Origin of the sequence: Curtobacterium sp. PhB172 (assembly GCF_003752545.1) — a bacterium.
Classification (GTDB): domain Bacteria; phylum Actinomycetota; class Actinomycetes; order Actinomycetales; family Microbacteriaceae; genus Curtobacterium.
The window spans coordinates 526,777-539,957 of record NZ_RKIF01000006.1; the positions used below are offsets into that span (position 1 = coordinate 526,777).

At 71.6% G+C, this 13,181-nt stretch carries 13 protein-coding genes; 2 read left to right on the plus strand and 11 right to left on the minus strand.

Features of this window, described 5'->3' with window-relative positions; translation table 11 throughout:
• Positions 1 to 143 precede the first annotated feature (143 nt).
• Positions 144 to 443, plus strand: coding sequence for a hypothetical protein (locus EDF42_RS06780; protein WP_123339586.1), 300 nt, complete (start codon positions 144 to 146; stop codon positions 441 to 443).
• 162 nt (positions 444 to 605) lie between these two features.
• On the opposite strand, the gene EDF42_RS06785 is transcribed toward EDF42_RS06780, so the two are convergent.
• The gene (locus EDF42_RS06785) at positions 606 to 2,069 is read right to left on the minus strand and encodes a peptide MFS transporter (protein ID WP_123671812.1); all 1,464 of its coding nucleotides are present in this window, start codon (positions 2,067 to 2,069) and stop codon (positions 606 to 608) included.
• A 215-nt stretch (positions 2,070 to 2,284) separates the two neighbouring features.
• On the opposite strand from EDF42_RS06785, the gene EDF42_RS06790 reads away from it, so the two are divergent.
• Positions 2,285 to 4,420: an acyl-CoA dehydrogenase gene (locus EDF42_RS06790; RefSeq protein WP_123671813.1), complete on the plus strand. Its 2,136-nt coding sequence runs from the start codon at positions 2,285 to 2,287 to the stop codon at positions 4,418 to 4,420.
• 272 nt (positions 4,421 to 4,692) lie between these two features.
• On the opposite strand, the gene csrA is transcribed toward EDF42_RS06790, so the two are convergent.
• The 10 genes from csrA to EDF42_RS06840 are packed head-to-tail and all read right to left on the minus strand — an operon-like array spanning position 4,693 to position 13,148.
• The gene (gene csrA, locus EDF42_RS06795) at positions 4,693 to 4,962 is read right to left on the minus strand and encodes a carbon storage regulator CsrA (protein WP_111084126.1); all 270 of its coding nucleotides are present in this window, start codon (positions 4,960 to 4,962) and stop codon (positions 4,693 to 4,695) included.
• 4 nt (positions 4,963 to 4,966) lie between these two features.
• Positions 4,967 to 5,899 carry a hypothetical protein gene (locus EDF42_RS06800; protein ID WP_123671814.1) on the minus strand — a complete coding sequence of 311 codons (933 nt, stop codon included), beginning with the start codon at positions 5,897 to 5,899 and terminating at the stop codon, positions 4,967 to 4,969.
• Entirely contained in the window at positions 5,874 to 7,928 is a 2,055-nt protein-coding gene (locus EDF42_RS06805; protein WP_123339582.1) for a flagellar biosynthesis protein FlhA, read from the minus strand. The genes EDF42_RS06800 and EDF42_RS06805 overlap by 26 nt, the downstream gene beginning before the upstream one ends.
• The gene (locus EDF42_RS06810) at positions 7,925 to 9,118 is read right to left on the minus strand and encodes a flagellar biosynthesis protein FlhB (RefSeq protein WP_123339581.1); all 1,194 of its coding nucleotides are present in this window, start codon (positions 9,116 to 9,118) and stop codon (positions 7,925 to 7,927) included. Before EDF42_RS06810 ends, EDF42_RS06805 begins: the two co-directional genes overlap by 4 nt.
• A 6-nt stretch (positions 9,119 to 9,124) precedes the next feature.
• Positions 9,125 to 9,883 (minus strand): flagellar biosynthetic protein FliR, encoded by a 759-nt coding sequence (locus tag EDF42_RS06815; RefSeq protein ID WP_123671815.1) that lies wholly within the window; start codon positions 9,881 to 9,883, stop codon positions 9,125 to 9,127.
• Positions 9,883 to 10,158, minus strand: coding sequence for a flagellar biosynthesis protein FliQ (gene fliQ, locus EDF42_RS06820; RefSeq protein WP_111084131.1), 276 nt, complete (start codon positions 10,156 to 10,158; stop codon positions 9,883 to 9,885). Before fliQ ends, EDF42_RS06815 begins: the two co-directional genes overlap by 1 nt.
• A gap of 9 nt (positions 10,159 to 10,167) precedes the next feature.
• A complete protein-coding gene (gene fliP / locus EDF42_RS06825) occupies positions 10,168 to 10,986 on the minus strand; it encodes a flagellar type III secretion system pore protein FliP (protein ID WP_123671816.1) in 819 nt (272 codons plus the stop codon).
• A complete protein-coding gene (locus EDF42_RS06830; protein ID WP_123671817.1) occupies positions 10,983 to 11,558 on the minus strand; it encodes a flagellar biosynthetic protein FliO in 576 nt (191 codons plus the stop codon). The genes fliP and EDF42_RS06830 overlap by 4 nt, the downstream gene beginning before the upstream one ends.
• 7 nt (positions 11,559 to 11,565) lie before the next feature.
• The gene (gene fliN, locus EDF42_RS06835) at positions 11,566 to 12,270 is read right to left on the minus strand and encodes a flagellar motor switch protein FliN (RefSeq protein WP_123292757.1); all 705 of its coding nucleotides are present in this window, start codon (positions 12,268 to 12,270) and stop codon (positions 11,566 to 11,568) included.
• Positions 12,270 to 13,148, minus strand: a complete 879-nt coding sequence (locus EDF42_RS06840) for a flagellar motor switch protein FliM (protein ID WP_123292756.1) — start codon at positions 13,146 to 13,148, stop codon at positions 12,270 to 12,272. Before EDF42_RS06840 ends, fliN begins: the two co-directional genes overlap by 1 nt.
• Positions 13,149 to 13,181: the final 33 nt, after the last annotated feature.

Genomic DNA, 13,181 nt, shown 5'->3' on the forward strand with positions numbered 1-13,181 from the left:
GAGCTCGTCAGGTTCCGAGATCTCGGAACCTCGGGCGCTCGCGCGTGGATCCGTGGAACCTCGGCGGCACGCACGCGGCATGTCGTGGAACCTCAGCGCGCGGGACGGAGCGGGTTGATCGGCGAGCACGCTACGGTGATGCCGTGTTCGGACGCCGCTCCCCCAAGCCCCGCCCCGACGACGCCCCCGGTCTCGGCATCGGCGCGCTCGTGCAGGTCATCGACTCCACGGAGGGCGGCGAGCGGTGGGCCGACGAGCCGATCGGCGTGATCGTGGCTCCCGGCGGCAACCAGATCGTCGGCTACCCCGGCGTCGGCGAACCGCTGTCGTGGACCGTCGCGTTCGAGGAGCCCGTGTACACGAAGGACGGCCGCGGCCCCTTCGAGCGCGCGACCGTCCTGAGTCGTCAGTTGGTGCCGATCACGACCGGCAGCGGCGAGTAGCCCAGCGGGCTCAGTACTCTTCGGAGCCGCTCTTCATCATGGCCGCGACGGCCATGCAGCACCCGACGCCGCCGAGGACGCCGACGCCGATGATGATCCCTGCGATGAGTTCGAGCATGGGTGGTGACTCCTTGATTGCTTCGGCGTGTGGCTCCGCTCAGGTTACCGGATGCCGCGCATGAGCCGCAGCACCGGCTTGGCCAGGACGAGCAGGACCACGCCGACCGCGACGGCGACGAGACCGAGCACGGCGAAGTACGGTGCCTCGTTCGCCGGGTCGTAGTACTGCGACAGCACCCCGGTGACGGCGGTGCCGAGCGACACGGACAGGAAGAACAGCGCGACCATCTGCGTCTGGAACTTCGGCGGCGCGAGCTTCGTGGCGACGGACTGCCCGACGGGTGACAGCAGCAGCTCGGCGAGCGTGAAGACGAGCAGGATGCCGACCAGGGCGAGCAGCGGCGTGCCGTTCTGGCCGGAGCCGACGAAGGGCAGGAACAGCAGGAACGCGACGCCCATGATGCCGGTGCCCAGGCCGAACTTCGTCGGGGTCGACGGCTGTCGGTCGCCGAGCTTGGTCCAGAGCGCCGCGAAGACCCCGGACAGCACGATGATGAAGACCGGGTTGATCGACTGCACCCACGAGACCGGCATCTCCCACCCGAAGAGCGAGCGGTTCAGTCGCTCGTCGGAGTAGACCGTGACGACGGTGAACTGCTGCTGGTAGAGCGACCAGAACACGGCGCTGCCGATGAAGAGCGGGATGAACGCGAGCACCCGCGAGCGCTCCTGCGCCGTGATGCCGCTCGTCAGGATGACGACGAAGTACCCGATCGTGGCGAGGATCACGATCGCGACGACCACGGTCGGCAGGTTGCCGACGTTCAGCAGGCCGGTCAGGACGGCGACCGCGATCACGACCAGGGCGACGACGACCCCGACCCCGATCAGCGGCAGGCGTCGGCGGTCGACGGGGTTCGTGACGTGGCGGACCGTGTCGGGCAGGTTCTTCCGACGGATCGCGTACTGCACCAGGCCGGCTGCCATGCCGACGGCGGCGAGCCCGAAGCCGTAGTGGAAGCCGAGCGAGCTCTGCAGCAGGCCGGTCAGGAGCGGCCCGAAGAACGCACCGAGGTTGACGCCGAGGTAGTAGAGCGAGAAGCCGGCGTCACGGCGGGGGTCCTCGCGGCTGTAGAGCCCACCGACGATCGTCGTGGCGGTCGCCTTGAGTCCGCCGGAGCCGAGCGCGATGAGCACGAGCCCGACGCCCACGCCGGCCACCCCTGGGATGAGCGCCAGGGCGATGTGGCCGAGCATGACGACGATCGCGCTGCCGAACAGTGTGCGGTCGGCACCGAGCAGCCGGTCGGCGATCCACGCGCCGATGATCGTGAACAGGTACACGGCGCCGCCGTACGCGCCCATGATCCCGGTCGCGATGCCCTTGTCGATCCCCAGGCCGCCCTGCGTGACCGTGTAGTACATGTAGATCAGGACGATGCCCTGCATGCCGTAGAACGAGAACCGCTCCCAGAGCTCCACCGCGAAGGGCGTCGACAGCTCGAACGGCTGTCCGAAGAAGGTGCGTTTGGGCTGGGGATCGTGTCCCGTGGTGGAGCCTGACATGTCGGCCAGTCTGCCCCGCGGGCCGGTGGTGCGCCCAATCGTTGATGGGTGCTCATCAAATCGATCGACGCGTGCAGTTGGAGGGTTCCCACCATCGTGGTCGGTCCGTGCCGGGCAGCGTTGTGCGGCCCGCACGGCGTTCCGCCGGCTCCCGGCGGCGGTGTCTAGCGTGGGGAGCGCAACACCGGACACCGCAGTTCAGGAGGACTCCGACCATGGTCGACACCGCATCCGCGCAGCACACCGGCACGCCCACGGCGAAGCACGACGCCGGCGTGAACCCGGGCACGAACGCCAGCGAGAACTCGGGCGAGAACGCGAGCAAGCACACGAGCGAGAACCCGAGCAAGCAGACCGACATCCGCATCGACGTCGACATGGTCGAGACCCTCCTGCTCGGCCGCTGGGCCGAGGACCGCCGGATCTCCCGCCGCCTCGTGCTCGACCCCGCACTGCACAAGACCGAAGGACTCGGCACCATCGAGCACCGGGCCCGCGCGTTCGAGCAGCTGCAGATCCTGGTCGACGCCGGAGCCATCCAGCGCCCGTACCCGCCCGAGCTCGGCGGCCAGGACAACCACGGCGGCAACCTGGCGGCGTTCGAGGAGATCACCACCGCCGACCCGTCGCTGCAGATCAAGGCCGGCGTGCAGTGGGGCCTGTTCGGCTCCGCGGTGCACCACCTCGGCACCGCGAGGAACCACGAGGAGTTCCTGCCCGGCATCATCGGGTTCGACGTCCCCGGCTGCTTCGCCATGACCGAGACCGGCCACGGTTCGGACGTGCAGAACATCGCCACGTCGGCCACGTACGACCCCGCAACGCAGGAGTTCGTCGTGCACACGCCGTTCCGCGGGGCGTGGAAGGACTACATCGGCAACGCGGCCCTGCACGGCAAGGCGGCCGTCGTCTTCGCGAAGCTCATCACCCAGGGCGTCGACCACGGCGTGCACGCGTTCTACGTGCCGCTCCGTGACGACGACGGCGCGTTCCTGCCGGGCGTCGGCGGCGAGGACGACGGTGTCAAGGGCGGCCTGAACGGCATCGACAACGGCCGGCTGCACTTCGACCACGTCCGCGTCCCCCGCACCAACCTGCTGAACCGCTACGGCGACGTCGCCGAGGACGGCACCTACAGCTCGCCGATCGACTCGCCCGGACGCCGCTTCTTCACGATGCTCGGCACCCTGGTGCAGGGCCGCGTGTCGCTCGACGGCGCCGCGGTCGTCGCGCAGAAGATCGGGCTGCAGATCGCGCTGACGTACGCGATGCAGCGTCGACAGTTCCCGACGGCGGGCGGTGTCGAGGGCGTCCTGCTCGACTACGGCCGGCACCAGCGCCGGCTCATCCCCCGTCTGGCGACGGTGTTCGCGCAGTCGTTCGCGCACGAGCAGCTGCTCCGCACCTTCGACGACGTGTTCAGCGGGCGCGCCGACACCCCGCAGCGCCGCGAGGACCTGGAGACCCAGGCCGCCGCGTTCAAGTCGCTGTCGACGTGGTCCGCCCTCGACACCCTGCAGGAGTGCCGTGAGGCCTGCGGCGGCGCGGGCTTCCTCGCCGAGAACCGCCTGACGAGCCTGCGCGCCGACCTCGACGTCTACGTCACGTTCGAGGGCGACAACACCGTGCTGCTGCAACTCGTCGGCAAGCGGCTGCTCACCGACTTCCGGAAGCGGGCGCCGCGCGATGCCGCATCGACCGCGAAGTTCGTCGCCTCGCAGGTGGGCGCGAAGCTCGCGGACGCCTCGGGCCTCCGCCGCCTGGGCCAGACCGTCGCCGACCGCGGGTCGCTCGCCGCGAGCGTCACGGACCTGCACGACCCCACCACGCAGCGCGCGCTGCTCGCCGGCCGCGTGGACACGATGGTCACCGAGATCGGGCTCCGGCTGAACACCGCCGGCAAGGACCGCGCCCGCCAGGCCGTGCTCCTGAACCGGTCGCAGCACGAGCTGATCGAGGCCGCGCGCGCCCACGCGGAACTCATGCAGTGGGACGCCTTCACGGAAGGGCTCGACGCGGTCCCCGAGGGCGACACCCGCCGGGTCCTCGTGTGGCTGCGCGACCTGTTCGCGCTCGGCCTGCTCGAGCAGCACCTCGACTGGTACCTGGTGCACGGCCGCCTGAGTGCGCAGCGTGCCCGTGCGGTGTCGGCGTCGATCGACCGGCTCGTGGCCCGGCTCCGACCGGTGGTGCCGCAGCTGATCGAGACCTTCGGCTACGAGCCCGGCCACGTGCGGGCGCCGATCGCGCTCGGCGAGGAGCAGGCGCGCCAGGACGAGGCCCGTGCGTGGTTCGCCGCCGAGGCGGCAGCAGGACGACTCCCCGAACAGGAGAAGAAGCCCCGCGCGTAGCCGCCCGGTGCGGACGGTCCGGCCTGGAGGCACGGGTCGGGTCGTCCCCGCCGGCGCCACTCACAAGGAACGGCGTTCCGTCCGGTCCGCGCCCCGCCAGCGTCGTCGCGCCCCGAAGAGTCGGGGCGCGATGCCCGCCACGGGGCGCGATGCCGCCACGGGGCGCGATGCCCGCCACGGGGCGCGCCCGCACCGGGGCGCGCTCGCCGACGACGGTGCGACAACGACCGCGCCCGGACGCGCAGCCCGCGACCGCGTGCGCCCGGCCCGGACTACGCCCGGTCGGCCCCGCCGCGGTCGCCGAGCGCGGCACGCAGCCGTGCCTCGGCGTCGTCACCGGAGGCACCGGTCGCGCCGGCAGCCGCAGCGGCCTCGGCGTTCGCCTCGGCGACCGCCCGCACGACCTCTTCACGCTGGATCTTCACCCCGCGTGGTGCGTCGATGCCGATCCGGACGCCGTCGCCCCGGGCGTCGAGGACCGTGATGACGATGTCGTCACCGACGAGGATCCGCTCGCCGACCTTCCGCGTGAGTACCAGCACCCGCTCAGCCTAGCGACAGGACGGGGACCCCCAGCAGGTCGACGGACTCCGGCGTGGCGGTCTCCGCCGCGCCGATCGCGACGACACCGGCCACCGGCAGCCGTGCGGCCACCGCGGACACCATGGCCGCGGTGTCCTCGGGCTTCCGTCCGACGTCGACGACGACCCAGACCTGGTCGGCTTCGATCCCCTCGCCGGTCGCCCGGTCGTCCCACGCGGCGACGGCGAGCACCGCGTGGCCGTCGCGCACGCCGTCGGCACGCGCGAGGATCGCCGACCGCCGGTCGGCGGCGTCCGTCGGCCGCAGCGCGTGCCGGACGGCGAACAGCCCGGCAGCGGCGTCGACGTCGTTCGCCCGGCCGACCAACAGGACCAGGTCACCATCAGCTGACCGCACTGCCGGCACAGCGGATCGCACGGCAGGCGCCGTGGACCGGGCCGCGCGCCGGCCGGGCGCGATGTCGGGGACGGTGGTCGGGCCTCCTGGCAGGGTGTCGGTGACGGCCTGGAGGCGCGGGTCGACGTCCGCAGGGCCGTCCGATTCCGGCAGGGCGCGCGTGGGGCGCGGGGCGCTCCCCGTGATCCCGTCCGCCACGAAGCCGTCGAGCACCGACGCGAACGCGTCGGCACGCGTGGCCTGGGTGCCGTCACCGCGTGCGATGCGGGCCTCGGCCGCATCGGCGTCGGCGAGCAGCGCCGCGATGCCGATCCGCTGGACGGGTGAGTCGGCGATCACGACGCGTGCGGTCGGGGTCTCCCCCGGTTCCGGCACCTCGACGGTGGCCTCGACGTGCGCCTTGCGGAACAGCCCGCCGATGCCCGGCGTGGTGACCCGCTCGGCGGCGACGATCCTCGCGCCCGCGCCGAACTCGGTCCGGACGGCGTCGCGGACCTCGTCGAGCGTCGCGCCGTTACGCTGCAATCGGGTCGGCGGCACGGACCACTCCCACGGTCTCGATGGTGGAGCCCGCGGCGGTGGCCTCCTGGTACGACAGCACCGGGAGCCCGTTCGACTGGGCGGCGACCATGCGGTGCACGGCCGGGCGGAGCTGCGGGGCGCAGACGAGGACGGCGGACAGGCCCTGGTCCTCGATGCTGCGCACGGCATCGCGGACGGAGCCCAGGACCTGCTCGATGCGGTGGGCGTCGAGGACGATCTGGCTGCCCTGTTCGGACGGTCGCAGGCCCTCGAGCATCGACTGCTCGAGCAGCGGGTCGATCATGATGACGCGCAGGGTGCCCTGGTCGGTGTGGCGGGCGGCGAGGGCGGGGCCGAGTGCGGCGCGGGCCGCCTCGACCAGCCCCTCGGGGTCGGTGGAGGCCTTGGCGCGCAGGGTCAGCGCCTCGCAGATCCGCCCGAGGTCGTTGATCGGCACGCGTTCGGCGAGCAGGCCCTGCAGCACGCGCTGGAGTTCGGCCATCGAGAGCATGCCCGGCACGAGTTCCTCGACCGCGGCGGGGTTGACCTGCTTGACGCCCTCGGTCAGGACCTTGACGTCCTCGCGGGTGAGCAGGCGGGCGGCGTTGTCGCCGATGACGGCCTGCAGGTGCGTGACGAGCACGGACACCCGGTCGATCACGGTGGCGCCGGTCATCTCGGCGGCGTGCCGGAGTTCGGCGGGCACCCACTTGCCGGTCAGGCCGAACACCGGCTCGACCGTCGAGGTGCCCGGCAGCCCGTCCAGGTGGTCGCCGAGCGCCAGGACGCTGCGGGCCGGGGCGGTGCCGCGGCCGGCCTCGACGCCGGCGATCCGGATGGCGTAGGTCGACGGCGGCAGGTCGATGCTGTCGCGCGTGCGGACCGGCGGCACGACGATGCCCATGTCGACGGCGATCTTCCGCCGCAGCGCACGGACGCGGCCGAGCAGGTCGTCGGAGGCGCCGGACACCATGTCGACCAGGTCGGGCGCCAGCAGGATCTCGAGGGCGTGCACGCGCATCTGCTCGATGAGGTCCTCGGGGGTGTCTCCGGAGGGCGCGGCGGCTTCGAGGGCCTGCTGCTCGGCGGCGGCCGACTCGGCGTTCGCGGCGTTCCGGCCGATGCGCCACGCGGTGAACAGCAGGGTCGCACCGACGAGCAGGAAGGGCAGGATCGGCATGCCGGGGATGAACCCCATCGCGATGGCGGCGACGCCGGCGATCATCAGGGCGTTGCGCGACTGCGACAGCTGCGTGGCGGCCGAGGCGCCCATCTCGGACTCCGCGCCGGAGCGGGTGACGATCATGCCGGTGGAGACGGCCATGAGCAGGGCCGGGATCTGCGTGACGAGCCCGTCGCCGATCGTCAGGATGCCGTACTTCGACAGGGCGTCGGTGGCGGACAGCCCGTTCTGCAGCATGCCGATCGCGATGCCGCCGATCAGGTTGATGATGATGATCAGGATGCCGGCGATCGCGTCGCCCTTGACGAACTTCGAGGCGCCGTCCATCGCGCCGTAGAAGTCCGCCTCGGCGGAGACCGCGGCACGGCGGTCCTTCGCCTGCTGGTCGGTGATGAGCCCCGCGTTCAGGTCGGCGTCGATCGCCATCTGCTTGCCGGGCATGGCGTCGAGGGTGAACCGTGCCCCGACCTCGGCGACGCGCTCGGCACCCTTCGTCACGACGACGAACTGGATGACGATGAGGATCAGGAAGATCACCGCGCCGATGATGATCGACCCGGACACGGCGACGTGGCCGAACGCCTGGATGACGTCGCCGGCGAAGCCCTCGCCGAGCACGAGCCGGGTCGACGCCACGTTCAGGCCGAGGCGGAACAGCGTCGCGACGAGCAGCAGCGACGGGAACACCGAGAAGTCGAGCGGCTTCTTCACGAACAGCGTCGTGAGCAGGATCACCAACGCCAGCAGGATGTTGATGATGATCAGGAAGTCGAGCAGGAACGACGGCACCGGCAGGATCAGCAGCAGGATGATGCCGACGATGAACACCGGGACGACGAGCTTCGGCAGGTCCTTGCGGTTCATGCGGGGAGTCCTTCGGTCGGGGTCTCGGCGATGCGCGGTGCGCGGAGCTTGCGGGGGCGGAGGTCACCGGTCACCGTGGCCGGGTCGATGACGCTCGCGACTTCGTCGGGCGTGGTCGGCCGCGGCGGTGCGTGGGTGCCGGCCGCTGCGCCGCGGGCCTTCAGGGCCATCACGAACGACAGCACCCGGGCGACCGGCGTGTACAGGTCGACGGGGATCTCGTGCCCGAGCTCGCACGCGGCGTGCAGCGCTCTGGTGAGCGGGACGTCGCGCACGATCGGCACACGGTCCTCCTCCGCCCGGGCACGGATGACGTCGGCGACGGGCCCGGCGCCCTTCGCGACCACCCGGGGCGCGGCCTTGCCCGGCTCGTACTTGAGCGCGACGGCGTAGTGGGTCGGGTTCGTCATGACGACGTCCGCGGTGCCGACCGCCTGGATCATCCGGTTGCGGCTCATCGCGAGCTGGCGGGAGCGGCGCTGGCCCTTGACGAGCGGGTCGCCGTCGCTCTTCTTCTGCTCGTCCTTGACCTCGCGCTTGGTCATCATGGTGCGCTTGCGGTTGCGGCGGATGACCACGAGCACGTCGATCGCGGCGAGGACGAGCCCGGCGGCGATCGCGGCGCGGAGCAGGGTGCCCGCGCCGTCCGCTGCTGCCTCGAGCACAGCGGACAACGGCAGCGAGCCGCTGGTCATGAGCACGGGCATCAGGCCCTGCACGGCGAACCAGAGCACGAGGCCGACGACCGTGGTCTTCAGCAGCGCCTTCGCCCCGTTCCAGAGCGCCTGGACGCCGAACACGCGCTTCAGGCCCGCGATGGGGTCGAAGTGCGACGCCTCGGGCGCGAGCTTCCGGATGTGCACCCCGCCCTGCGCGACGGCGGCCGCGGTGACGGCGACGAGCACCACCGCGAGCATCGGGCCGAGGGTCGCACCGACGCTCGCCATCGCATCGCCGAACACGTGGTTCATGGTGCCGATCGTCGGGTTCGCGATGACGGACTGCACGGCGACGAGCTGCGCCGTGCCCGCTGCTGCCGCGTTGCCGATCATCGACGGCACCATGAGGGCGACGACGGCGATGCCGATCCACGCGCCGAGGTCCTGGGACCGGCCGAGCTGGCCCTTCCGGTGGACCTCCTGCATGCGCTTCTGGGTGGCCTTCTCGGACTTCTCACCACTGTCGGACACGGCGCCTCACCCCCGTCCCGTGATCGCCTGGACGGCGTCGCCGGTCAGCGACGACACCACCGAGGGCAGGGCCATGAAGAGCGCTCCGGCGAACAGGACGGTCAGCCCGATCTTGATCGGGAACCCCATCTGGAACGCGTTGAGGGCCGGTGCGACACGGGTGAGCAGCCCGAGGCCGACGTCCGCCAGGAACAGCACGACCACCAGCGGCCCGGCGATCTGCAGCGTCGCCAGGAACATCTGCGACATCGCCGCCACGAGCAGGTGGGCCAGACCGTCGACCGCGAACGTGCCGGTGAGGGGCACGGCATCGAAGGAGCGCACGAGTCCCCCGACGATGAGCTGGTACCCGCCCGAGGTGAACAGGAGCGCGAGCGCCGCCATCTGGAACAGCCGGGTGAACTGGGCGCCGTTGACCTGCGACTGCGGGTCGAACGCCTGCGCCAGGGTGAACCCGCCGAACAGGTCGATGAGCGCACCGGCCGACTGCACCGCGGCGAACACCAGGAACACGAGGAAGCCGAGCGACAGCCCGACGACGAGCTGGGTGAGCAGCGCGAGCAGGAAGGGGCCGGTGTCGAGCGACTCGTAGCCGACGGCGACGCGGGGGGCGACGCCGATCGCCAGACCGAGCCCGAGGATCACCTTCACGGTGCCGGGGAACGCCCGGTACGAGAACGGCGGCGCGATGACGAAGAACGCGACGAGCCGGACACCGGCGAGCATGGTCGCCTCCAGACGGTCGGCGTTGATCGCGAGGTCCATCAGCCGCTGCCGAGGAGCTTCGGGATCATGTCGAAGGCGACGTGCGTGAACGCCACCATCTCCGAGATCATCCAGTTGCCGCAGACGACCAGGGCGATCGCGACCGCCACGGCCTTCGGCACGAACGAGAGCGTGACCTCCTGGATCTGGGTCACGGACTGGAAGAGCGAGATCGCGAACCCGACGACGAGCGACGTGACGAGCACCGGAGCGGCGAGCTTGCCCGCGACCAGGAGCGCCTGGAGGACCAGGTCGATGACGGCCTGCTGGTTCATGCCTGCCCCCTAGACAACGTGGTAACTCTCGATGAGCGACGTGATGATGAGGCCCCAGCCGTCGACCAGGACGAAGAGCAGGATCTTGAAGGGCAGCGAGATCATGACCGGCGGGAGCATCATCATGCCCATCGACATGAGTGCCGCCGAGACGACGAGGTCGATCACCAGGAACGGGATGAAGATGACGAACCCGATGATGAACGCGCTGCGGAGCTCCGAGATGATGAACGCCGGGATGACGGTCGTCATCGGCACGTCCGCCATCGACTTCGGGTTGTCGAGCCCCGCCGCGCGGGTGATCAGGGCGACGTCCTCGTCACGGGTCTGGTGCAGCATGAAGGTCCGCAAGGGTTTCGTGCCGATCTCGACGGCCTGGTTGAAGTCGAGGTGGCCGGCCAGGTAGGGCTGCAGGGCGTCGTCGTTGATGTGCCCGAGCACCGGTGCCATCACGAACAGCGACAGGAACAGCGCCAGGCCCGCGATCACCTGGTTCGGCGGGATCGACTGCAGCCCGAGCGCGTTCCGGGTCATCGCGAGCACGACGAAGATCTTCGTGAACGACGTCATCATGAGCATGAGCGCCGGGGCGACGCTGAGCAGCGTGATGCCGATGAGCGTCACGACGGCCGACGACGGGGTGCCGTCCGGGCCGTTCAGGCTGACGCTGAAGTCGCCGTTCGCGGGAGCGGTCGGCGTCGCGGGGGCGGTCGGTTCGACGACGCCGGCGGCGTGGGCGCCGGTCGCGGTGAGCATGAGGAAGCCGGCGACGACCGCCAGCCCGAGCAGGACGAGGGCGGCGGTGCGTCCGGTGCGGACCGCGGTCACCCGGCGCGCCGATTCCGCAGGGCGGCGGCCGCCTGCCGCCAGGTGTCGACCGACAGGATCGAGCCCTGCAGCTGCTGCGCGGTCGGCACCGTGGTGCGCTGCGGACGACGGTTGCGCGGGCGCATCGGCAGGGCCTCCGGGAGGTGAGCCCCACCAGCCGGTTCCGGATCGACGCGCCCGCGGCGCTCCGGCCGTGCCTGGGGGGACGTGGGGGCGTCCGCCTGCAGCGCCAGTTCCTGACCGAACACGTCGGCCGACGGGGCGGGACGCACGGGCAGCTGCACGGGTCCGGTCACGATGGTGAGCTCCGGAGCGGGCGCCTGCGCGCTCGTCAACAGGCTGACGCCCTGCTCGGAGACCCCGAGCACCAGGCGCTCCCCCTCGACGTCGACCACCACGACGCTCGCCTTGCCGCCGAGGCCCTGGCGACCGACGACCTCGACGGTCGCCGCACGGCGTCCGGAGGTCTTGCCCGCGAAGCGCTTCTTGCTGGCACGGTGCAGCACCCACATGAGGGCGAGCACGACGCCGAGCGACAGCGCGACGCGGAGCGTGATGAGGAGGGTGTCCACGCGGGGCTCAGAGGGATTCGGCGACGTCGAGGATGCGGGTGATCCGGACGGCGTAGTCCTGGTCGACGACGACGACCTCGCCGTGCGCGATGAGGCGACCGTTCAGCAGGACGTCGGCGGGCGCACCGGCGCTGCGGTCGAGTTCGACGACCGCGCCGGGCTCCATGCCGAGCACGTCGCGGACCGACATGCGGGTGCGGCCGATCTCCACGGTCAGGGTCATCTCGACGTTGTTGATGCGGCCGAGGTTGCCGGCGGGCACCCCGACGGGCGCGGCGGCGGAGACCGTGCCGTGCTCGCGCACCCGGATGCCGAACCAGCCGCTCGGGACACCACCGGCGGTCAGCTCGAACACCACCGTGTCGGGGTCGGCCAGCAGCGCGGCCGCCGACTCGCGGCTCGCCTCGCCGAGGACCCCGACGCCGAGCACCGACGCGGCGGCCTCGAGCGACGGACGCAGCACGTCGGTGACGGCCACGATCCCGTGGTCGGTGCCGCCGGCAGCGATGACGGCCTCGAGGTCGGTGAGCACGAGGGCCAGATCGGCCGACAGGCCGCCGACGAACGACGCGACCACGGCGTCGGTCGCCGCTTCGAGCACGACCGGGGTCGCGCCTCCCGGCAGCAGCAGCGCACCCAGCGGGACGGCCGTCGGGAGCTGCGCCGCGAGCGACTCGGCCGCGGTGGTCTGGAGGGTGGTCGTTTCGGTCATCAGTGCTGCTCCGTGCTCGTGGTGGTGACGACGATGCCGGCGAGGCGCGAGCCGTTCGCGCCGACCGCGGCGGTGCCGACGGGTTCACCGTCGACCGCGATGGTGAGGGGGCGGTGCTGCGGGTGCGGCAGCGGCAGGACGTCGCCGACCGCGAGCCGGAGCACCTGCGTGGGCAGGACCGTCGCCGGGGCGAAGCGCAGGCTGACGCCGACGGGGACGCCCGCGAGCTGCGCGTCGAGCAGGGCCTGGGCGTCGGCGGGCGACACGTGCGCGGCGGCCTCGCCGAGCTGCGGCAGCACGGCCTCGGCCGGCAACGCGAGTGTGCCGGGGGCGACGCGGTCGCCGACGCGGATCGAGAACGCCGCGACGATCATCAGGTCGCCCTTCTGGGCGGCCTGGGCGAACTGCGAGTTGAACTGGAAGCCACCGGCCGTGACGTCGTGCGCGAGCAACCCGCCGAACGAGTAGCGGAGGTCGTCGAGGGCGTCCTCGACGATCTTGCGCACGAGGGCCTGCTCGATGGGCGTGAACGTGCGCTCCGGGGTCGGCAGCGGCTTCGAGGCACCGAGCGCGTGCGAGACCCAGGTCAGCGCGGCGTCGAGCGGGACCTGCAGGACGCCCTTCGGGACGACGTCCGCGATCGGCAGCAGCACCATGCCGGTGAGCGCGGGCAGCGAGGCGGCGTACTCGTCGTACGTCACCATCTGCACCTGCTCGCAGGTGACCTGGCTGACGGCACGCACCTTCGCGGTGAGCTGCGTGCCCCACTGCCGCGCGAAGGTCTCGAACGCGAGCTCGAGGACCCGGGCGTGCTCGCGGGCGAGCGTCGACGGACGCGCGAAGTCGTACACCTCGGGCGCTGGCAGGGTCTCGGTCACGGGTGCGTCTATCGGTCGCCTGTGCGGCACCCG